General features: G+C 31.8%; 24 protein-coding genes and 4 pseudogenes. 6 read left to right on the top strand and 22 right to left on the bottom strand.

Annotation, left to right across the window (positions count from 1 at the left end; all coding sequences use genetic code 11):
* Nucleotides 1-106: 106 nt before the first annotated feature.
* The 5 genes and pseudogenes from U8307_RS02310 to U8307_RS02330 all read right to left on the bottom strand — a co-directional run bounded on the left by U8307_RS02310 (nt 107) and on the right by U8307_RS02330 (nt 3,503).
* Nucleotides 107-1,394: pseudogene (locus U8307_RS02310) on the bottom strand (GTP-binding protein).
* A gap of 62 nt (nt 1,395-1,456) precedes the next feature.
* A complete protein-coding gene (locus U8307_RS02315) occupies nt 1,457-1,768 on the bottom strand; it encodes a YbjQ family protein (protein ID WP_326909864.1) in 312 nt (103 codons plus the stop codon).
* A complete protein-coding gene (locus U8307_RS02320; RefSeq protein ID WP_326909866.1) occupies nt 1,749-1,973 on the bottom strand; it encodes a hypothetical protein in 225 nt (74 codons plus the stop codon). Before U8307_RS02320 ends, U8307_RS02315 begins: the two co-directional genes overlap by 20 nt.
* Before the next feature lie 318 nt (nt 1,974-2,291).
* Entirely contained in the window at nt 2,292-3,149 is an 858-nt protein-coding gene (locus U8307_RS02325; protein ID WP_326909867.1) for an AraC family transcriptional regulator, read from the bottom strand.
* A 150-nt stretch (nt 3,150-3,299) separates the two neighbouring features.
* Nucleotides 3,300-3,503, bottom strand: coding sequence for a hypothetical protein (locus U8307_RS02330; protein ID WP_326909868.1), 204 nt, complete (start codon nt 3,501-3,503; stop codon nt 3,300-3,302).
* A 61-nt stretch (nt 3,504-3,564) separates the two neighbouring features.
* On the opposite strand from U8307_RS02330, the gene U8307_RS02335 reads away from it, so the two are divergent.
* Together U8307_RS02335 and U8307_RS02340 are read left to right on the top strand one after the other, a co-directional pair.
* Nucleotides 3,565-3,807, top strand: a complete 243-nt coding sequence (locus U8307_RS02335) for a hypothetical protein (protein WP_326909869.1) — start codon at nt 3,565-3,567, stop codon at nt 3,805-3,807.
* 78 nt (nt 3,808-3,885) lie between these two features.
* Complete coding sequence (locus U8307_RS02340) at nt 3,886-4,689, top strand: DUF169 domain-containing protein (RefSeq protein WP_326909871.1); 804 nt, start codon at nt 3,886-3,888, stop codon at nt 4,687-4,689.
* 66 nt (nt 4,690-4,755) lie between these two features.
* Here the strand turns inward: U8307_RS02340 and U8307_RS02345 are convergent.
* From U8307_RS02345 to U8307_RS02385, 8 genes and pseudogenes are all read right to left on the bottom strand, one after another.
* Nucleotides 4,756-5,295, bottom strand: a pseudogene (locus U8307_RS02345) ((Fe-S)-binding protein); the annotation flags it as partial.
* Between the two features lie 108 nt (nt 5,296-5,403).
* Nucleotides 5,404-7,776: a PEP/pyruvate-binding domain-containing protein gene (locus U8307_RS02350; RefSeq protein WP_326909873.1), complete on the bottom strand. Its 2,373-nt coding sequence runs from the start codon at nt 7,774-7,776 to the stop codon at nt 5,404-5,406.
* 13 nt (nt 7,777-7,789) lie between these two features.
* Nucleotides 7,790-8,401: a TetR/AcrR family transcriptional regulator gene (locus U8307_RS02355; protein WP_326909875.1), complete on the bottom strand. Its 612-nt coding sequence runs from the start codon at nt 8,399-8,401 to the stop codon at nt 7,790-7,792.
* Nucleotides 8,402-8,719: 318 nt separating this feature from the next.
* Nucleotides 8,720-9,019, bottom strand: coding sequence for a 5'-methylthioadenosine/S-adenosylhomocysteine nucleosidase (locus U8307_RS02360; RefSeq protein ID WP_326909877.1), 300 nt, complete (start codon nt 9,017-9,019; stop codon nt 8,720-8,722).
* Between the two features lie 60 nt (nt 9,020-9,079).
* Complete coding sequence (locus U8307_RS02365) at nt 9,080-9,286, bottom strand: hypothetical protein (RefSeq protein WP_326909879.1); 207 nt, start codon at nt 9,284-9,286, stop codon at nt 9,080-9,082.
* Nucleotides 9,287-9,472: 186 nt separating this feature from the next.
* Nucleotides 9,473-9,805, bottom strand: coding sequence for a hypothetical protein (locus tag U8307_RS02370; RefSeq protein ID WP_326909881.1), 333 nt, complete (start codon nt 9,803-9,805; stop codon nt 9,473-9,475).
* Between the two features lie 123 nt (nt 9,806-9,928).
* Nucleotides 9,929-10,552, bottom strand: coding sequence for a helix-turn-helix domain-containing protein (locus tag U8307_RS02375; RefSeq protein WP_326909884.1), 624 nt, complete (start codon nt 10,550-10,552; stop codon nt 9,929-9,931).
* Between the two features lie 300 nt (nt 10,553-10,852).
* The gene (locus U8307_RS02385; protein ID WP_326909886.1) at nt 10,853-11,302 is read right to left on the bottom strand and encodes an NUDIX hydrolase; all 450 of its coding nucleotides are present in this window, start codon (nt 11,300-11,302) and stop codon (nt 10,853-10,855) included.
* 372 nt (nt 11,303-11,674) lie between these two features.
* Here U8307_RS02385 and U8307_RS02390 point away from each other — a divergent pair, with 372 nt between their 5' ends.
* The 4 genes from U8307_RS02390 (at nt 11,675) to U8307_RS02405 (ending at nt 14,580) form a co-directional block, all read left to right on the top strand.
* Nucleotides 11,675-12,229, top strand: coding sequence for a CD3072 family TudS-related putative desulfidase (locus tag U8307_RS02390; protein ID WP_326909888.1), 555 nt, complete (start codon nt 11,675-11,677; stop codon nt 12,227-12,229).
* Nucleotides 12,230-12,302: 73 nt separating this feature from the next.
* A complete protein-coding gene (locus U8307_RS02395; protein ID WP_326909889.1) occupies nt 12,303-13,130 on the top strand; it encodes an ABC transporter substrate-binding protein in 828 nt (275 codons plus the stop codon).
* Between the two features lie 65 nt (nt 13,131-13,195).
* Nucleotides 13,196-13,861, top strand: coding sequence for an amino acid ABC transporter permease (locus tag U8307_RS02400; RefSeq protein WP_326909892.1), 666 nt, complete (start codon nt 13,196-13,198; stop codon nt 13,859-13,861).
* Nucleotides 13,849-14,580 carry an amino acid ABC transporter ATP-binding protein gene (locus tag U8307_RS02405; RefSeq protein ID WP_326909894.1) on the top strand — a complete coding sequence of 244 codons (732 nt, stop codon included), beginning with the start codon at nt 13,849-13,851 and terminating at the stop codon, nt 14,578-14,580. Before U8307_RS02400 ends, U8307_RS02405 begins: the two co-directional genes overlap by 13 nt.
* 171 nt (nt 14,581-14,751) lie before the next feature.
* On the opposite strand, the gene U8307_RS02410 is transcribed toward U8307_RS02405, so the two are convergent.
* The 9 genes and pseudogenes from U8307_RS02410 to U8307_RS02445 form a co-directional block, all read right to left on the bottom strand.
* Nucleotides 14,752-15,237: a CD3072 family TudS-related putative desulfidase gene (locus U8307_RS02410; RefSeq protein ID WP_326909896.1), complete on the bottom strand. Its 486-nt coding sequence runs from the start codon at nt 15,235-15,237 to the stop codon at nt 14,752-14,754.
* Complete coding sequence (locus U8307_RS02415) at nt 15,238-15,795, bottom strand: CD3073 family putative ECF transporter S component (RefSeq protein WP_326909898.1); 558 nt, start codon at nt 15,793-15,795, stop codon at nt 15,238-15,240.
* A 106-nt stretch (nt 15,796-15,901) separates the two neighbouring features.
* Nucleotides 15,902-16,030, bottom strand: a pseudogene (locus U8307_RS14605) (hypothetical protein); the annotation flags it as partial.
* Between the two features lie 46 nt (nt 16,031-16,076).
* Complete coding sequence (locus tag U8307_RS02420; protein ID WP_326909900.1) at nt 16,077-18,161, bottom strand: M56 family metallopeptidase; 2,085 nt, start codon at nt 18,159-18,161, stop codon at nt 16,077-16,079.
* A gap of 2 nt (nt 18,162-18,163) precedes the next feature.
* On the bottom strand, nt 18,164-18,526 hold the full coding sequence (locus tag U8307_RS02425) for a BlaI/MecI/CopY family transcriptional regulator (RefSeq protein WP_326909902.1): 363 nt from the start codon (nt 18,524-18,526) through the stop codon (nt 18,164-18,166).
* A 619-nt stretch (nt 18,527-19,145) separates the two neighbouring features.
* Nucleotides 19,146-19,306: pseudogene (locus U8307_RS02430) on the bottom strand (GyrI-like domain-containing protein); the annotation flags it as partial.
* A gap of 117 nt (nt 19,307-19,423) precedes the next feature.
* A complete protein-coding gene (locus tag U8307_RS02435) occupies nt 19,424-19,618 on the bottom strand; it encodes a hypothetical protein (RefSeq protein ID WP_326909903.1) in 195 nt (64 codons plus the stop codon).
* Nucleotides 19,611-20,339 (bottom strand): nitroreductase family protein, encoded by a 729-nt coding sequence (locus U8307_RS02440; protein WP_326909905.1) that lies wholly within the window; start codon nt 20,337-20,339, stop codon nt 19,611-19,613. Before U8307_RS02440 ends, U8307_RS02435 begins: the two co-directional genes overlap by 8 nt.
* A gap of 155 nt (nt 20,340-20,494) precedes the next feature.
* Nucleotides 20,495-20,809, bottom strand: coding sequence for a hypothetical protein (locus tag U8307_RS02445; protein ID WP_326909907.1), 315 nt, complete (start codon nt 20,807-20,809; stop codon nt 20,495-20,497).
* Nucleotides 20,810-20,811 lie beyond the last annotated feature (2 nt).

A 20,811-nucleotide genomic window follows, 5' to 3' on the forward strand; every position in this document is an offset into this window, starting at 1 on the left:
CCATAACAAAAATTCCCTAAACTACCCTTAAGAATAAAATTAGTTCTAGTATTCATATGCATAATATATCATAACCTCTAATTGCTCAACTGAATAAATGCTAACTTTAATTAATTGTATGCATATAATTCTCTGCTTCATACCAAGGTACAGTAAAAGAAGTTCCCTTTGTACAAAATACAGATGTTGAAGTATTCTCCACATCTCTTTCTTTATCATATCCTATTCTTGGAATTACATCATTTGCGTTTTCACATACATCGTATCCATCATACATTAAACTTATGCTCCCGGTTCCTTTTGTAAATGAAATTAACTCAACACTATAATCCATAAAAGATTCTACAGGACCTCTGCCTTTTATAAAAATATTTCCACAATTAAGAACAGGTGGTTCACATGTACCCCTTAATTTTTGTATATCAGACATTATTCTTCCCATATAAGTTTCTTCGGCATAAATTTCAAAACTGTAAAATGGTTCTAGTAAAATGGACTCAGCTTTTTCTAACCCTTGTCTTATTGCTCTGTAGGTAGCCTCTCTAAAATCACCACCTACAGTATGTTTAATATGAGAACGTCCATCTTTTAAAATAATATTTATATCCGTTATAGGCGAACCGGTTAAAATTCCTTTATGAACTTTTTCAAACACATGATTTTCTATAGTATTTTGATAATTTAATATTAAATTGTCAACGTGGCATTGACTCTCAAATGTAATACCGCTACCACGGACAGTTGGTTCTAGCTGTAACTGTACCTCTGCATAATGACGAAGTGGTTCAAAATGCCCATAACCCATTACTGCTGATGATATTGTTTCCTTATATTCAACTTTTGGCTTTTCAAAATTAACCGATATTCCAAATCTTGATTTTATAATTTGTTCTAATATCTCAAGTTGAATTTTGCCCATTACATTAATTAAAATATCTTCAGTTTCTTTTATAAAAGAAACTGATAACATAGGATCTTCAGATTCTAATATACGTAGCTTTTCCATTAAAATTGTAACATCTGTTTTATCTAATATGTTTATTTTAGACTTAAGAGCTGCATAATGTCGTTGTGTGAGCCTGAACACCTGAGCTACCACTTATGATTAGAATTGCATAATCAAGTGCAGACATAGTTCTTTCAGTCTCTGCCGAAAAATCCATATGCCCAGGTGTATCTATTATATAATAGATATCATTATTATATTGAAAAATACCTTGATCAGCAAAAATTGTAATTCCTCGGTTCTGTTCTATTTCATTAGTATCCATGCTTGAAGATTTATGATCAACTCTTCCGAGATTTCGTATACTGCCTGTAGAATAAAGAATTTGTTCAGTGAAAGTAGTCTTCCCAGCATCAACATGAGCAAAAATTCCTATTGTTTTTTTCATAATCGCTCCTTGTATAGAGGGACAAGGTTATAATGTTTAATAACCCTGCCATTTTTGTTTGATTACTTAAATTTAACTGCAGTTCCATAAGCCATTACTTCGGCGGCACCCTGCATAACTGCTGCAGAGGCATATCTAATATTAATGACAGCATCTGCATGCAACTCTTCTGCTTCAGCAACCATACGTTTTGTTGCAAGAGCTCTAGCATCATTCATCATTTCCGCATAAGATGTTAGTTCTCCACCTACTAGTGTCTTAAAACCTTGAGTAATATCACGACCAATGTTTTTTGACTGTATCGTGCTGCCTTTAACAATACCCAGCATTTCAAGTTCTTTCCCAGTAATGTAATCAGTATTTACTAAGATCATCTTCCTCACCACTCCTTATTTCTTTGATTCGTTCAACAAGAACGTATATACAAACTCCCGCTAATATCAAAGGGATGACACCACCCAATAATTTAATAAGCAAAGGAATTCCTTCCACAAAAGCACACAAAACAGCAAATCCTATATAGTACAATACAATAACAGTGGTTATCACTATCGGAGCAATTAACTTTTTTTTGTTCATATTTTTTCACCTCATACTATTATATCTCAAAATTCCAGCAAAATTATTTTCAGCTGTTTAAAACAATCATAACTTATTATTACAAAAATCTCCATATGTTTTTGTAACTTATTATATTATTAATGTAAAATATGCTTCTAGCACTTACTATTACAACGTTCATCTCATTGATTAAATATATTATTAGTCAGGATATTATGGAGAGTTTAAAATTCAGATTTGCAGAAAGTTATTTCATAGTTAAACATAGATTTCCATGATATTGAAGATAAAACAATCTCCTCACTGCCGATTATGGTAATGAGGAGATTACATGTTTTATTTCTTCTTTACTGGAATCCAAATCTCAGAATAATAGTTTTCATCCTGTGTTCCATTTGGATATTTATCAGGTGCATCATACATCTCAACACAATAGCCAGCAGCAAATTCGTATTCTTTAAGTGCCGGAAGCCATTCTGAAAAGATCTTTGTATTTACATTTTGCAGTGCAACTGGCATAGGTCCAACACAAGGAAATACAGCCCATGTGAATGCTGGAATTGTTTTTGTAATTAAACATTCAGGAATTTCATTCGTTGGATTGTAGATATCGGCAATCAGGTATTCGAAACTTTCATTTCCCATTTGCTCGTCAATATTAATCCCATACATTCCACATACATACTTACCATTCCCCTTAGCAAAATGTTCCTGCCAGAAATGAGGAACTTCTTGTTTCGCGTTTTCATACTTAAACTTTTTTGATGCAGCAAGTACAGTGAAACTGTCTTTCTCAATAATTTTATAATCCATAAGATAACCACCTTTCAAAGATATTTCTAATTTAAGCGGTGCAAAAGACTTTATTAGTATTCCGTCCTTTTTAACCATGGAAGGTGCAATTCCATGAAACCGAGTGAATGCTTTTGTAAAGCTATCGGGTGAATCATATCCGTATTTCATCCCTACATCTATGACCTTGGCATCAGTTGTAGCAAGTTCTCCACCTGCAAGCGCGAGTCTCCGATTTCTTATATATTCCGTTACAGTTAAACCACATAACATGCTGAATCCTTTTTGAAAATAGAAAGATGATATACATACATGTTTTGCAACATCATCAGCCGATATATCATCTGTAATATGACTTTCTATATACTCAATTGCCTCGCTAATAGAATTCATCCATTCCATAACTATCACCTCCTGCTTTATTGTCATTATATCTCATTGAAAGTAATTATTCCCGACATTGCTTGCTTTCTTTTGTCAATGAACGACTGCCTAATAGAGCTTGCCAGCTGCTTTTATAATCTTTTTTCTTTAACATATTTACCTAATGTTCTAATCAAGATTAATTTCGAAATATGGTTCATCCACAAAGCCAGTGTCTTCATACTGCCTGTAACCATTTTGAACAAAGCCACATTTTTTCACCATATTTAGTGAAGAATGGCCTGAGCCTACTATACCTACTATTACAATTTTAGCCGCACCAACAAGTTTATGCTTAGCTGGATATATGAACTCATATGAAGCTAAAGGCACATTTCTTGTATATATCTTGCTAATTGTTTCTCAAGTTTTATATTGGGGAGTAATACTTTATTTGCCAAAGATACTAAGGTTGAAGTTTTATCCAAGCTACTCTGGATTAACTTTCCCATTAGTTATAAGTGGAATATCATTAAAGCTGACAAATGGATTCTTTACAAAATCCGGAAACCCTATATCTTTTCTTCCTACATTAGTAACTATTGAAGAAGTAATTGCTACAGCTGCATGTGTATATACACTAATAAGATATATTAGATTCTTATTTGTATCTGAAAAAACACAATTAAATAAATAAAAATATAAGATTTGAATTTACTTTATCCTTAAAAAATTTGAAAATTAATAGAAAATTATTTTATTTTGGAGGAAAAATATGGATATTAAAAACAGTGTAGATCTAATTGAATCATATTTAGATTTAAATCGAAAACCAGTAGGGATTAAATTATTCTTTGATAAAGCTGAATTTGAAAACTTCGATGTTACTCAAAAAGATCGTAAAGTAACATATTGTAATTCTGTGCAGCTTGCAAGCAAAGGAAAATCAATGAAACTTACACAAGAAAATCAAGCATGTCCTAATGGAGCAATGGCTCTAAAAATGAAAGAGATACCAGAACCAATGACAACTGGAAAGTCTAGATTTAACAAACATATTTATAAAGATATAGAAACATCAAAAAATATTAGTGATAATATGCTTTTCTTAAAAGAAGTACCGGTAGGTATAGCAGTAATGCCTCTAGAAAACTACAATGAAGCTCCTGATGTTGTCATAGTTGTTGGCAGCACCTATAATATTATGAGAATGATACAGGGACATGGCTATTTTAATGGTTATACAAATAACTTAAGAACTGTTGGACTACAAGCGGTATGCCAAGATTTAACAACCTACGTTTATAATACTCAAGATATTAATATCTCTTTATTATGTCCAGGAACACGTTTAGTTGCAAACTGGCAGATTAATGAAATAGGAATTGGTGTCCCTTTTAATAAATGGTATGAAGTTGTACAAGGAGTTATTGAAACAACTAATCCTTTTGAAAGAGATAAAAATAAGAAAGCTATTAAAAAAAGATTAAATGAACGTGGATTAGATACAAGCGGTATCAAATTTGGTCAAAATTATGATGATGGATCATATACAGGTGGAATAATAAAAGCAATATAAATTTTAAAGCATTAAATTTTAAACCCTGAAATAGCTTTAACGAGCCATTTTTCAGGGTTTTTAAATTAACACATCCTTTGCCTCTTTCTTATCAATTAACCTTGCATGCTGTCCATTTTCTGCAAGGGAACGGGCAACATTTCCAAAGGTGAGACAAACATCCAACGGCGCATTTATTTCACATGGGTGCCCTGCATGTAACATCTTATGTCTACAATAACAAGTTCCAACACCTATATGAGTTGCTTCCTCAATAATATGGCTTGCTCTTTCATAATCTAAAATATGAATAATATTTTCATTGGTCAAAATAGGTTCCTGTACATAAACTCGTCCGAGATGCGTCTCTGTTGCAAAAAATAAGTCCTTAACAAAATCTTCTTCTACATTCATGTATTGATAGTACAATTCACTTAAATATTTCTGATCAATATCGCCTCTTGTACGCATCAATGCAAATTCAATAAAACCTGCCATTGGTGGTGGCATTACAAATTGACGTACCCCCTTATAAAATGAGTCCACAAGTAACGCCTTAGCGCAAAGATGCTCTAAAAAAGCTTCTGCTTTTCCTTCATCGATACTCCAAATTTTTGCTGCTTTCTTTAGTCACACTAGGTTTGTATCCTTTGTCTATTAATCCAAGCCATATATGACATGCGCAAATACCTATATCTACGTTTTAGTGTTCCCATCCTAGAAGCGTAATACATATTACTCGTCTATATCCGTAACCCAAATAATTCCCTGTCCGCCGTCAACTACAACTTTATCGCCTGTTTTAAGTCTAAGTGTAGCATTACCACATCCTACAACCGCAGGAATACCAAGTTCTCTAGCTACAATGGCAGCATGAGATAGTGGTGCACCTACGTCAGTAATCACCGCGGCAGCTCTTGGGAAAAGTGGAGTCCACCCAACATTAGTAGTCGTAGCAACAAGAATTTCGCCTGGTTCAAGCATATCTCCATCTTCTGGATTCATTAATATACGAACCTTGCCCTCTATTCTTCCAGCCGCTCCTGGAAAACCCTTAAGTGTCTCACCGTCTGATGCAACATCTATTGGCATATTTGAGTCATAATAATCCATCCTTCGGTTCGGATCATTAACCCATTCTAAAGGGTTGAAACGCCCACTAATTAATGATGGGAAAGGAGGTAAGGATTTATATTTTTCATAGTTCTCTTTTCTAGCAGGAATAAACTTTACTGCTGATTTATCGCCTGAAAGTAAATTTATAACCTCATTAATGTAAAGCAAAAATACATCGTCGCCTATTCCTGTCAATTCTCCCGTCTTAAGTGCAAAGACACGAATAACTCTAAACACTCTTACAAACTCCGATCGAACTGCTTCTCTAACACGCGCATTTTCTGCTGCTTTTTCTATTTTTTTCTCGAACCATTTTATCTTGCTTGGAAATTGCTTCTGAAATTTCTTCAAAGCATCTTCATATTGAATGTGCTGTTTCTTCAAAAGTCCTTCAACATCTGTATCTGACTTTTTATACTCTTCTATCTGTTTATCTAGCCAACTTTTATCTTCTCCTGGATCAGGTATCGATAATTCGAATTCATGTGGGCCACGATGACCGTACTGCTTTAAGTATTCTTCTCTACTCATATCACCCTTAATAACATTAGATATACCCACAACTGGTCCAAGACTCTGTAAATCTGAGTTTCCTCTAAGATTTGATAGTAATGTACTCGCATCTTCACTTCCTACCATTTCAGTCAGTTTTTTATTGATAGGTGTCAAAGTAAGACCAGCTTTACTACCTCCTACCAATAAGCCCCACCAAGCTTTTGTGTTCTGAGGTTCAATATGATTTTTCCACAACAACAGTAGTTCTTCCTTTGACTTTGCTTTCTTAACTTGTTCTGTCATTCTCACACACCAATCAGGTGTATCCTTTATAAACTGTGGTATCTCTTTCGAGGTTTTCATTGTTTTACGGCTATACTGTATTATACGCGGTATCATCAACTTAATTAGTTTTAACCGCGAAAATGGATAAGTAGGAATATTTATCTCCTCTGGAATACGGCCAAAGGATTCACCAATTACTCTCATTACAAATTCTGGCCCCGTTCCGTATAGTGCGGAAACAGCAGAAATTCTTTGACTAATATTTGAATATATTCTTCCACAAATATTACCAGACCATAAATAATACCCTGGAACAAAGCTAGATTCTTCATCTAAATCTCTAACTATGCTCCAAGTTAGCGGAGTTACAACATCTGGAATAGCTTCTCCCACGTTTGTATTTACCCAAAGAGCATCTCCCGTTAAGCTTTCGTTTATTTCATAGGTATCTAAATTACCAAATGACAATGTAGTTATTGGTCTTGCTTGTAAAATGTATAACTTTCCTTTTGCTACAGCCCATTCAATATCCTGTTCACATCCAAGTTCATCAGACAATTTTGCAGCATATTTATATAAGCTAGATGCATATTTTTTAAAATCTTCAGGTCCCTCATATTTTCCCTTAGGCCGTAAAAGCTTAAAGTCATATGCATTAGCTTCTCCAGACACCAGTTGTTCTCCTAAACCAAATACATAATTACCTATCATACTTTCATAACTGCCTGTTATAGGATCCGCTGTGAATAATACACCGGAAATTTCAGACTGAACCATAAGCTGTATTACTACAGCTATCTTGTGGGAATGATCCATACCTTGAACAGAACTATATGCTTTAACTCTCTCTGATTCCTTTGATTTAAAAACTGTATCAATTGCTTTTTGTATTTCTATATCTGTATTTACATTAAGAACACTTTCAAACTCGCCCGCAAATGATGCTTGAGCTGAATCTTCACTTAAGCCAGAGGATCTTACAGCAAACATGGCACCTTGATTATTACTACGAATTTCATTCAGTAGAGCTTGTATTTCTTTCCAAGCTTTATCATTTAACTTTTCATTTTCAAATGCAGAAGGTAGAATGACAAAACCATCTGGAACTGGATATCCTGACTGATACATTTTTGCTAACATACTGCCTTTTCCTCCTGCATATGCCTGTAACTCAGGAGTTAATTCTTTAAAGCTTCTAACCATATTTTCCATTACAAGCCCTCCTTTATTTTTGAATTCCAAATCGAATCATATTAATAAAACTATTTCTTTCCTTAATTATGTTTTCAAGAATACATTCATTTAGTTCCCTATTATCTACTAATTCGTATACGTACTTATTTTCAAAATAGTCAAGTGCTAGTTTAATAAGTTTATACGCCTCTTTTCGAACCACATTTTCTCTTAGCGGCACATTCTCAAACAACCGTTCTTGAACCTTGTCTCTCTCTTCGATTAACCTTCCATACTTTGTATCAATTTCCAATTTTAACTCATCTGGAGTATTGTAAAATGCCTCTATAATAACTTTATAAAGATCAGGATTTTCTTTGTAATATTTAAACTTTATCGCACTTATCCTATCTTTAACCTCAAAAAAATTTTCATCTTCCGATACACTTTCAAAACCCATTACCATGTTCCCTCTTTCAAAACACCTATCTAATAAAGATAGATATAAATCTTTTTTACTTTTAAAATGATGAAATATTAAAGATCTGGAAATTCCCGAAGCCTTTGCTAGCATTGCAGTAGAGGTTTTATTATATCCATGTTCTGCAAATACTTCTAAACATGTGTCTAGTATTTCTTCTTTATCATATATTTTTTTAGGCATAATATCTCTCCTTTAATTTACTGACTGTACGGTTAGTATAACATATACTGACTAGTCTGTCAATAAAAACAAGTAGATGTTATTACAAACGATCTATTCGCTGATGACATTGGGCCTTTAGCACTTCTAGCAAATGTATGCATTTTTCTTGTATCCTCATATATGCTTTCCCTTCAATAAAATAATTTAATTCTTTCTCAAATTCCTATTTAGCTATCTACTATTTAATATAATGGAGTTTTTTCATTTATTCTTATTGATTTTCTTTAATACCGTTCTTCCAGTATGATTTTTAAATAAAGATAAGCTTATTTTACTTTATCTGAAACCATTCACTACTAATTCGCTTTCTATAAATTCTTTTAAAAATTCTAAAACAAAATCTTTAGTGATAATTGAAGCTTGAGCACAATTTTCCTTAAATTTTTCTATCCCAGAATGTGTTGCAGTGTCTGTTATTGTTCGTACTGAAATAAAAGGTATCTCATTTACATAACATACATGGGCAATACTTGCAGTCTCCATGTCAACTGACAATGGTGAATATTTTTGATTTATTCTATCACGCAGATTATCTTCAATAAACCTTTCTCCTGTTACCATTCGTCCAAAATACACATTAATTATATAAATTTCGCATATAATACTGCGTCATAAATGTTTGAACCAACTCTTGTTCTAGGAGACAGTCCATCTTAATATTCCTGCAAATCCTAATCCAATAATTCCATAACTAACAACCACAGAATACCCCTTCCCGAAATCAAAAGGAAAAAGCTCATTTCCAAAAGGAAATACAAAACATCCTGCAAATATGATATATCCTAAAATAATTCCTTTAGTTAATTTTGGGTACTTCTGTAAATTTGATTGAAATTTATTCATATTACCCTCCACTCCAAGCTCCCAATTCTAATCAGACACACAATTAGCAAATGGTAACATATTTGTTTTGGTTATTATTCCATATTTTGCTAATTCTGTTAACAGATTGCCTATAAATAATTTTCATATCCTCCAGTAAAAATTCTGTAATTTATATAATTCATATAAAACTCGTCATTTACCGTATTAATTCACTTTTAAAAAGAATTTTTCCGCTATTTTGCTATCTTGGCTTGCAAGTTCTGCTAAATAACTTTTTAATTCATATGACAATGCATCAACTAACTCAATTAAACCACTCAAACCATTATTATCATCAACATCAATATTGTACATTTTCATATTAGGTTGATTATTAATAAGACCTTTTTCTGTAACAACATGGACAAATTTCTCACTTAAACTATGAATGTAACTAAGAATTAGTTTTTCATCTTTATTCAATTCATATATTTCATCATTGTACAAATGAGGATAATAATTACCTATCCCCTTAAATACATCCATACTAATAAACAATGAAACACCGTCAAAATAACTTATTATTGAATTGAAATTTTCATTGTTATAATTCGGTACTTTTTACACTTTGGATTATATCTTTAAAGTTTCTATTAAGAAAATCAATATTTGACGGATTCATTAACATTTCTTTACTCTTTTTAAAAGATATTTCCATTCAGATTCATCTAATAATTCTTCTTCTGTTTTATCTTTTTTATTCAATAGAGTCTCATTATATTTACCATTATATTTATTTTCAAAAAATTCTATTTCATCTTTAAGAATCTTTTGTTCTTCTTCTTTAGATACATTTTCAACTTTATGTTTTTCATACAATTCAGTTATTTCTTTTATAAGAATTTGTTCTCCATTTGAACTTTCCCATAATGTATTTTCACTTATTCTTGATTGTTTATTTTTCTCCTTAGATTCGACGCCTACAAATCTTCCTTCACGAATCCAATTATTAATAGTAGTAATTGAAACACCAAATATTCTTGCCAATTGTCCAGTTGTATAGGTTATATTAGATTTAGGTTTCATTGCAACATCAGCCATATATTCAATGATAATTTTCGAATATGTTTGCATCTTGTATTCATCCGAAAAAATAGATTCATTAATATCTTTAAGTTTGTCTCTTAATTCAGAAGTATTTTCTAAATAGTTAGAAATAATTTTGAATAGCAATTTTCCTTGAGTTCCACTAAAATAGTTTTGAGAAGATTCAATAGCTATTTCTTTTTCTATTACACTTAACATCATCATCCCTCCTTACACCTCCATTCTATCATACGTTATTTTGTATTTATCAAGTTCTTCTATGAACTGATCTATTGTAACACCAGTCCATGAGTAACCATAAAACATCTCATTTTTAAGCCAGCCAAAAAAGCCCTCACAGGCGGAGTTATCCGGTTATAGATTACCTCAGATGATATTTTGGCATCCTGATTTACATATCCGACATAATCACGTGACCAAACAGGAATATTGTTATCCTTCTCAAAGTATTAATTTATTACGCTTACTTTTATGTGATGCTACATTAGAAAATATGAATTACTCAAACTTCATTTCAACTCCAATAAAATCGTTCACTTTTTCTATTAATTTAGGCTGAATTTCTGGATAAGTCCAGTTTTCAGGAAGACTATCAAAAAGTTCAATTTTCTCCATTTCAAAATCTGGTAATCTTTCAAACTTAGAAATATCAGCATAATATAGCATACCGAAAGTCTCATCTTTATTTTCAATCACATCATCATTACCGCAAACTGAATATACACATATCTGCTTTATTGAGTAATCAATTGCACCTGTTTCTTCATAAAGCTCTCTCCTAGCAGTTGTTAGAATTGCTTCTCCATCCTCTTTATGACCACCAGGACATTCATAAGTATTTCTCTTCCTATGTTTGCATAATACCCATTTCCCCTGACTCTTAGAAACAATCACAGCATATTTCAGCAAATTATCCTCAATATTATTATAAAAATTAACTGTTATCATAACGGTTTCCTCTCACAAACAAATTGATTTTGTATTCGTTTTTCTACTGTTGTGTCACAATGTTTAAACCAAATCTTGCTCTTTATACTATCCAACAAAAACACCTAACAACAAATAGTATACCACAATTTACTAGTTTGGTAAATAATGTTAAATATTTAAATTACAAGGAAAGCAAATGGTTGCAATCAGAATCTTTATGGTTTATGGATAAAAAAAGACATAGTCATAATTTCATTAATATGTTTATTTGTCATGAAATTTACTTATATATAAATTAAATAGCATAACAAAAGGTTATTGGACAATAGTTTGAGGTATAGTGTATTCTAATAATGATTTTATAAAATAAGTGGGTAAGGTGGTGTAACTTTGAAAAGGAATAAAAAAATGGTTTTGTTAGCGCATTGTTTATTAAATATTAATGCTAAAGTTTATGGTATTGCCACTGAACCTGCGGGATGTATGAAAATTATTTCTGGACTATTAGAAAATGGTTATGGAATTATACAGTTACCATGTGTAGAACAAAGTTGTTTCGGTATAAAACGTTGGGGACAGGTAAAAGAGCAGATTAACTTTCCCGGATTTAGAGCAAAGTCCCATGAATTACTTAAGCCGATTGTTGGACAAGTTTTAGACTTTCATCAAAATGGCTATGAAATATCAGCAGTAATTGGCTTGGATGGAAGTCCATCATGTGGTATTAACTATACCTGTACTGGTAATTGGGGTGGAGAAATTGGCGATGGCTATGACATACAATCTAAAATAGATTCTTTGGATAAACTGTCAGAATATGGAGTTATGATGGAAGTTTTGAAGGAAATGCTTGATGAAATTGGTATTGTTACTAAATATTTATCAGTTGATGAATGCGATCCCGAAGCAACTTCACAAGAACTTATTATTAAATTATCAGAGTAATTACATAACGATAATTTAAAAACTATAAATAGTTTTTATTATTATATAAAAAACATTAAGGGAGTCAAGAAAATTGAATAAAATATCTAAATTTTTAATCATTGTATTAATAATTGCATTGTCATTATTTGCAATAACTGCTTGTAGTTCAAATGTAGAAACTGATTCAAAAAACAACGAAACAGTAGATAAATCTTTACAATTAGTAATTGATCGCGGAGTTTTACGTATAGGTATGTGTCCAGAGTATCCTCCTTTTGAGAGTATTAATGAGAAAAACGAAATTATAGGATATGACCCAAGTTTAGCTGCTGCTATAGCTAAGGAAATGGGAATTAAAGCTGAGTTTGTTAATGTCCCTTGGGAAGGATTAATAGCTGGAGTTAACAATGGAGATTTTGATATTATAATGTCTGCTATGTCGCCTGAAGAAGCGACTGCTGCAACAGATGCAGTTGAAATAAGTGAAAATTACTATACTTTGGCTGATGTTATAGTAGTTAAATCTGATAATGAAGACATAAAAAGCAAAGAAGATCTGGAAGGAAAAATAATCGGTATTCAAGATTCTACAACAGCAGCTCAGGCAGCAGAAGGATTACCTGAAAAGGGTATTAAAGTTGGAGAAATTAAACATTACAATAGAAATGCAGACGCTTATGCAGAACTTGCTAATGGCAGAATAGATGCTATTGTAGTTAGTGTAACTTATGCTAATGAACAAGCTAAAAACAACCCTGAGTTTAAGGTTATAAATGATCCTATTCACGAAGTTGGTATAGCAGTTGTTGCTAAAGATGGCTCTGTTGCTTTAATAGAAAAAATCGAAGAAGTTCTTGGCAAATTACGCGAGAATGGTACTTATGATAGTATAGCTGTAGAATGGCTTGCTGCTGAATAGTAAAATATAATTAACTATGAGCCAACTGTATAAACGGTTGGCTCATAGTTTTTGAGGAGTTATTTATGAGAAATTTAGACTTTAATGTAATAAAACCATTTTTACATCTTATGCCTTCTGCTATTACCATTACATTGAAAATTGGTATTGGAGCCTTTATTTTAACATTAACTATAGCTATAATAGTGGGAAGCTTACGTACTAAAAAGCTATATAAGCCAATACATTTCCTACTTTCAGCATATGTTGAATTTTTCAGAGGAACTCCTCTAATGATTCAGCTTTTTGTTGTATATTATGGCTTACCATCCTTTGGAATAAAAATAGGAACTATTCCAGCATCTATACTAACTATGGGTTTGAACAGCGGAGCATATTTATCAGAGGTAATTAGAGCATCTATTTTGTCAATAGATAAGGGACAGTATGAAGCAGCTACAATGCTAGGTTATAGCAATTTTCAAACTAATATTCACATTATTTTACCACAAGCATTAAGGATAGCTGTTCCCTCTTTCATGAATGGATTTTCTTCAATAATCAAAGAAACTTCCATTACATCAGTTTTGCCTATTGTGGAACTTACTAAGCTTGGAAATCAAATTTATGCAAAAACATATCATCCTTTTGAAATATATATTACAATGGCTATTATGTATTTCGCTATGACATATTTTGTAACCTTTTTTGCTAAATGGTTAGAAAGGAGATTATCTGTATGGGTAAAATAATTGAAGTAAATAATTTATCTAAAAATTATGAAGATGTTCAGGTTTTAAAATCGTTGAATATGCAGGTCGAAACTGGAGAAGTTGTTGCTATAATCGGCTCTAGCGGTAGCGGTAAAAGCACACTAGTTCGTTGTATTGCTGGTTTAGAACAAGTAAACGAAGGCGATATTTTACTAAATGGAGTAAAAGTTAATGGTACTAAAAGCATAAATGGTAAAATTGGTATGGTTTTTCAAAATTTTAATTTATTTCCTCATTATAAGGTAGGAGAAAATATAAGTATGCCTCTTAAAAATACTTTAAAAATTAAGAGTTCTGAAGCTGATAAAAAAGCTATGTTAATGCTTGATAAGGTGCATATGATGGATAAATATAAACAATATCCTAATAATTTATCAGGAGGCCAGCAACAAAGGGTTGCAATCGCAAGAGCATTTGCTATGGAGCCTGAAATAATGATTTTTGACGAACCTACTTCATCTTTAGATCCCGAGCTTTCCCATGAAGTTTTCGAAACAATAAGTGATTTAGCAAAGGAAGGTCAGACTATGCTTATTGTAACTCACCAAATCAATGCTATAAGGCGATTTGCTACTAGATTAGTTTTTCTTAATAAAGGAAGAATTGAAGTTGAAGGTACACCTGATTTCATTTTTAATCAATCCAACAATTGCGCCTTAAAGCAATTCTTGAAACAGGTTTCTTTTGAAGATATTTAATACAACAAATTACTGTGAGGACAGCGGTATGATGAATACTGTCCTCCAAATTTTTATTGTGTGTCATTCTATCAATGTTCAATTATTGTACTATTTACATTATATTCTAATACTGCTAGATTTCAACACAAAAATATTAAAGAGAGAACTAATAGTCCTCCCCCAATTAAATTACTTTATCAAATTTTTAAATTCTACAATAAACTTCTCGGCTTTTTCACCATCGTGATAATCATTTGGAACGTCAATAAAACTTAAATTGATATTTTCATCATTTAAAATGTTTATGAGCTCTTCCATTAATATTCCCTTATTACCATTGATACTGCATGTAGGACTTTCATTTATACCTACGATTCCTAAAACCTCATAACCATTACTTAAATATTCTTCTATAATATTTACTGTGTCAATTGCAATGTTTTTATTGATATTTCTGAAATCTTCAATATCATATTGCTCTTTTGTCATAGGTTCTCTTTTTAATCCTAAAAATCTGTATTCAGGGCATGGAAGCTGATGAATTCCTATGTCATTGTTAATCAGTTCTCTTATTATGTCTTTGTATGCACCTTTGGCTCTTGCTAAAGGATATACAACTGTGTTCTGATTTAATATACAATGTGAAACTAATATTATACGTTTACTTCTTTCCATTTAATTAGATCCTTGAGTATATTTTACAGGTAATTTACTTATTAATAATGAAACAAGTACACAACTTGCAATCTTATCAACGATGTTGCTTGTAATTCTAGGTATAAAAGCTGCAGTAAATATAGATTGTCCAGATTGAACTAACCATGTAAAAAACACATCGTTAATATCTCCTGTAATGCCTCCATATACATATGTAGCAATAGGAGTTCCAATAAGAGGAGCAACCACTGACAAAATAACCCCTGTTATAATTGATGTTACAATGTTGAATTTCCATTTTCTTGCTATTAAACCTACTATAATACCTACTGCAATATTAACCAATGCAAATGGAATATTCTTTGGGTTTGTCAATATACCCTGTATTACGTTTGTTAATCCTCCAACTACTGCTCCGTACCAAGGTCCAAACAATGCAGCAGAGAAAATTGTACCTACTGTATCAAGAAACAGCAATGGAATATTCAATAATCCAATTACAGTTCCCAATACTATATTTATTGCAATTGCTAATGCTGAAAAAACCAATTTAAAATTTGTATTCTTACTGTTCATATACTCTCTCCTTGTATGTTTATTATCCATACTCAGAATATCATGATAGCTGAAATCAAGTCAATTTCATGTTTTTCATACATTAGCTATCTATTATGAAAATAAGTTATAATCTTGATAAATTCTTTAGGTTTATCATAAACAATCTCCTTAACTTATAACCTTTTAACATTTTTATTTGACAATAACTTAAGATGCCGATATCAATATCTGAATCCTCTGTATGGGTACCCCTTACACATCGACACGCGCAAGATGGCTAAACAGATCATATCAAGCTTTTATCTTGCTTCTATTTTCAAGATATAGTCCTTAAAGTACAGTCCAATTTCAACCATACGTTCATCACTTAATTCGATTATTTTTTCGCTATACTTAATAGAATCAGGGTTAATATGTTCAGGATAAAGTTCAGCAGCTTCCGCATAATTTGGTGCTGGTATAAACTCTTTTTCAACAATTTCATTAGTATCAAGATTCATTTTAAAACGTACCTCTGGACCAGGAATAGATCCGGTAGCTAAAAAAGGACCTGTGGAATATGTTATATAAAATGTCAAAACATTTTCAGAATTTAAATTGACGCTACCTTCATTAATATAACCAAATTCTTCTGTGCCGAATTCATTAAAAATTTCCAATCCAACAATATACATTGACCTATTCTCAAAATTATAGGTAATATAATCTGCAATATCATTCTCTATTAGTACATTACGATTTTTCTTAAGAAGTTCATTTATCTCAGAAACTTCCTCTGGACTTTTAAGCATAAAATTTGATATTTCTACTTCTTCCCATTCACTATCTATTGTAGGATTTTTAGAATATAAAGTTATCTCCCCATTCTTGTCAATAACAGCTTTGAAATAAAAATTGCTTTCTTTTGGCTTCAAATATTCATCATATAATAACTGATAGTTTTTGTCACCTCGTTCCTTGGCATCTTTTATGTACCCTACAGTGTCCGGGTCTCTATCGTAATTCTTATTTATCATTTTATAATTAAAAACTGCTTCAACACTTCCATTTACTACTTCTTCCTTATAATCAGAGATTATGAAATCTATTAATTCATAATAAGGTGAGAAAACATTTATGAATTCTTCTTTCAAGTACTCACTTATTTTATCATAGCTGACATTCTCGGAGACTTCCTCATTTTCATCCGCTGTTTCCTTCTCAAAAAGAACCCATTCATTGTTAATAAGAACAACAATATTATTTTCAAAATGAGCATACTTTAAGCCTATGCTTCCAAAGTTGGTTTGGCCTTCTACAGTTGGTTTTTCTGACGGGTCAACCGAAGAATTAACCTCACAAATTATTGCACTTTCATCTATCTCAACAGGTATTTGTTTTCCGGTATCAAGATACAACTCGCCGTTGACCATAATCATTGGTCTTAAATCTATAATATCATTATTTAGTGCGTCAGTTTTAGGATTTGTTATTAGACCAATTCCAACTGCTATCACAACAATAATTGAGATAACAACAACCCAAAACTTTGGTTTTTTGTAATTTAACACATTTTTTATCCTCCACTTTACATTACCCTCACCGAAGGCAAGAGGACTTCCATTCAGGATACGTCTTCCGGTTGCAAGTGTCAATAATGAATTTGCGTAAGATTTTTTAATTTCAACATTCATCTCTTTTAATACTCGTTCATCACAGGAAAGTTCCATATCCATGTTCATTAACATGAATGCAATCCATACAAGAGGATTGAACCAGTGTATTGTCAATATTATAAAAGCTGTTATTTTAATGATGTGGTCTTTTCGACAAATGTGTGTCTGTTCATGCAATAGAATGTATTGCCATTCCTCTTTGTCTAATCCAACAGGTAAGTAAATCTTAGGATTTATAAAACCGAGTACAAATGGTGTTTTCAAATTATCAGCTTCATAAATATTTTGCTCAATTAATTGTGCACTTTTTAATATCTTTTTTAAGCGAAAGATAGAAACAAGACTATATGCAAGCAATGCAATAATACCTATCATCCAAATAGATGCGCCTATTTCTAAATAAATCTCCATAGGATTTACACTATCACCTATAATCGGTGAAGGCAGTACTTCGTTAACCATTGTATCAACAGATAGTACTCCGCTATTTATCTGTGGCTTTTGTTGATAAACTATATCATAAGGAATAGAAGTAGCAGTCTGTGGCAATAAACTGAACATACTCTCAAATGAAAATGGGGTTACAAGACGAAAAGCTACCACAACCCACAATGCATAGGAAATAACCTTTGGAGTTTTTTGAAGCGCCAGTCTGATGAGTATAACAAAAATAATTACATAACTAGCCGTAAGACTCATATTTAAAACGGTAAGAAATAACTCACTCATTGCTACACCTCCTTGTGGTCATCAATCAGCTTTTTCAATTCTTCTGCTTGATGATTACTTAATTTTTTACCTCCAATAAAAGCTGTTAAAAATTTAGGCAATGATCCCCCAAAAGTATCTTCTACAAAACGTATGCTTTGATTTGCATAATACTCTTCCTTTGTGCTTATAGATGTAACAACAGCATTTTCATTCTGGAAAATGCCTTTCTCACATAACTTTTTAAGTACTGTATATGTTGTTGATTTTTTCCAATTCATTTCTTTTTCACATATCTTCACGAGATCACCAGAACCTATCGGCTCATTCTGCCAAATGATATCTGCAAACTTTTCTTCGCTTTCAGTAAGTTTATATACTTTCATAGTAAACCTCCTCGGTCTATACGATATCGACTTTACACTATTAGTCTATTCCTTATAGACTAATATGTCAATAGTAATTTCATATTTTTTACTTGTAGATGATAGGTAGAACCCCCAGTATAATAAATAAAAAACTCTTATGGTCACCCCTATGGCCTCTATGTTTTATTTTTGCCAAACTAATAAATATCTCCAAAAGATTTTACGTTTAATTTTTGCTGTCGGTATATGCTTTTCAGCCAATAATTTTATCTCATCTATTGTCATATATGTATCACCTCACTTTAAAAAAGTAATTTTACTTCAACATAAAACACCTTTTTCTAAACCATTTAATTTTATTATAAAATCTGCGGCTTCCATGATTTATATATATCTGTTACATCAACGATATACAATCTAATTTCACTATTGTTTGTTAGCAGTTTTAATAAATTATTCTTCATGTTGATTACCTCCTTGAAAACATCATATATCATGATGTAACGTGAGGTTCAAGAATTCTTTATTAATCTACTAAATGCTAACTTATTCTATATATAGAATATATTATAAAACATAATTGTCAACTCTATCTCTAAACACTCAAAAAAGGCGATAGAATAAAATCTTCTATCACCTATAACTTATTAATTAGCTTTACAATCGGAACCCATAACTCCATCTCATAGTCAGAGCTATACATATCTCCTTCACTGTACGCTCGAAGTCAGGTGTTCCAGCATGTTTATATCCTTGCTCTGGAAAAAATACCTCCATTACATATTTCCATCCTTCATAATCCATAAATTTTTCTCACTATTTGTATGCTCTAACGCTTCTTCAGTGAATTCCTCTCCTGGATAAAAAATAGGACCTTTCCTTAAATAATCTGTGAGCATTAGTCATATTAATACCTCATTCTTTAATCCCGAATCCAATCCATCTTCCATCACAGTCTTCTATTACAAACTCTTGATTATGATAATCAGTCTTTGCTAAGTATCTTGCAATTTTAACTCCTTTAGATTGAAATTCATCTTGTAATTCCTGCTGAATATCAGTTATAAAATAAGCATCATATCCATACCCGTATAATTCCCTGTTACTCATTCCATTCTTTAATATACAGTTTAATCGACCTTATCATTTCTTTAAAAAATGGGGCGTCCATTTTTCTTTTATAAAATTTTACAGCAAAGTCTTTGTCTTTGGATTCTTTCCTTGAAAACATATTATCGATAAATTCTTCAGTTATTATTGGATAGGACTCATCAAACACCACATATGATTTGTCAAATCTTTCTCTTGTTTGAGGTTTTGTATCATAGTTTCCCATTACTACTAAAGCTACGGGCATTGAGTATTTAGGCAGATTAAAAAGCTCCTTATGATATTCATAATTTTCCATAATATCACCTATATAGCATGTTCCTATACCCAGGCTTTCTGCTGTTATTACAGCATTTTGTGCTGCAATCATTGCATCCTCGACTCCTAGCATGAAATCACTTATGCATGGTCCTTTATAGTCAGAGAATGTTTCAAAAATATTTCTCTGCTCGTAAAATCTATGCCATTTGTAGCTATCAGCAACAAATAACAGTGCTACATCTGCATCCGCTATAAATGACTGGTCATCACAGCTTTTAGCAAGCTTTGACAGTGTCTGCTTTACTCTAATTTTAATAATACTGTAAGCCATCATATTTCCTGCAGTTGCTCCTTGCATAGCTGCTTCAAGAATATGCTGTATTTGTTCATCTGTAATTTTTTCATCATTGAATTTTCTAATTGAAGTATGTGATTTTAATAATTTTATAAACTCGTTCATAACCCCTCCATTTTTTTATTGTGTGTCATTCTATCAATGTTCAATTATTGTACTATTTACATTATATTCTAATACTGCTAGATTTCAACACAAAAATATTAAAGAGAGAACTAACGTCCTCCCTCAGTTAAAACTGCAAGCTGAATATAAACTTACTATACTTCTGCTCTATGAAAATATATAATCATAGTAATTACATTTAATATTATCGTAACCACCAGTAGAACCACTGAAAGAAATGTAGAAGCACCTGTTGTGTCCATTAGAGCGGATGCATCCCAAATTTCAACTAAATAATTGTTATATAAAATTTGAAAATATAATGTAATAGCACAAGCACTAATACTCAAAAAGGATAGAATCACCCAGTTATTATTGTTACTTTTTTTAAATCGCATGATATTAATAACAGGTAATATCCATGCAATTAAACCCAATACTAAACTACCCAACATAAGAAAACTAATCATAA

This window comes from Sedimentibacter sp. MB31-C6 (assembly GCF_035934735.1).
In the GTDB taxonomy this organism is placed as follows: Bacteria; Bacillota; Clostridia; order Tissierellales; family Sedimentibacteraceae; genus Sedimentibacter.

Coding starts and splice junctions, on each gene's coding strand:
- U8307_RS02315 (WP_326909864.1), bottom strand. CDS start 1,768: ATGATCTTAGTAAATACTGATTACATTACTGGGAAAGAACTTGAAATG.
- U8307_RS02320 (WP_326909866.1), bottom strand. CDS start 1,973: ATGAACAAAAAAAAGTTAATTGCTCCGATAGTGATAACCACTGTTATT.
- U8307_RS02325 (WP_326909867.1), bottom strand. CDS start 3,149: ATGGAATGGATGAATTCTATTAGCGAGGCAATTGAGTATATAGAAAGT.
- U8307_RS02340 (WP_326909871.1), top strand. CDS start 3,886: ATGGATATTAAAAACAGTGTAGATCTAATTGAATCATATTTAGATTTA.
- U8307_RS02350 (WP_326909873.1), bottom strand. CDS start 7,776: ATGGAAAATATGGTTAGAAGCTTTAAAGAATTAACTCCTGAGTTACAG.
- U8307_RS02355 (WP_326909875.1), bottom strand. CDS start 8,401: ATGCCTAAAAAAATATATGATAAAGAAGAAATACTAGACACATGTTTA.
- U8307_RS02365 (WP_326909879.1), bottom strand. CDS start 9,286: ATGAATAAATTTCAATCAAATTTACAGAAGTACCCAAAATTAACTAAA.
- U8307_RS02375 (WP_326909884.1), bottom strand. CDS start 10,552: ATGTTAAGTGTAATAGAAAAAGAAATAGCTATTGAATCTTCTCAAAAC.
- U8307_RS02385 (WP_326909886.1), bottom strand. CDS start 11,302: ATGATAACAGTTAATTTTTATAATAATATTGAGGATAATTTGCTGAAA.
- U8307_RS02400 (WP_326909892.1), top strand. CDS start 13,196: ATGAGAAATTTAGACTTTAATGTAATAAAACCATTTTTACATCTTATG.
- U8307_RS02405 (WP_326909894.1), top strand. CDS start 13,849: ATGGGTAAAATAATTGAAGTAAATAATTTATCTAAAAATTATGAAGAT.
- U8307_RS02410 (WP_326909896.1), bottom strand. CDS start 15,237: ATGGAAAGAAGTAAACGTATAATATTAGTTTCACATTGTATATTAAAT.
- U8307_RS02415 (WP_326909898.1), bottom strand. CDS start 15,795: ATGAACAGTAAGAATACAAATTTTAAATTGGTTTTTTCAGCATTAGCA.
- U8307_RS02420 (WP_326909900.1), bottom strand. CDS start 18,161: ATGAGTGAGTTATTTCTTACCGTTTTAAATATGAGTCTTACGGCTAGT.
- U8307_RS02425 (WP_326909902.1), bottom strand. CDS start 18,526: ATGAAAGTATATAAACTTACTGAAAGCGAAGAAAAGTTTGCAGATATC.
- U8307_RS02435 (WP_326909903.1), bottom strand. CDS start 19,618: ATGAGTAACAGGGAATTATACGGGTATGGATATGATGCTTATTTTATA.
- U8307_RS02440 (WP_326909905.1), bottom strand. CDS start 20,339: ATGAACGAGTTTATAAAATTATTAAAATCACATACTTCAATTAGAAAA.
- U8307_RS02445 (WP_326909907.1), bottom strand. CDS start 20,809: ATGATTAGTTTTCTTATGTTGGGTAGTTTAGTATTGGGTTTAATTGCA.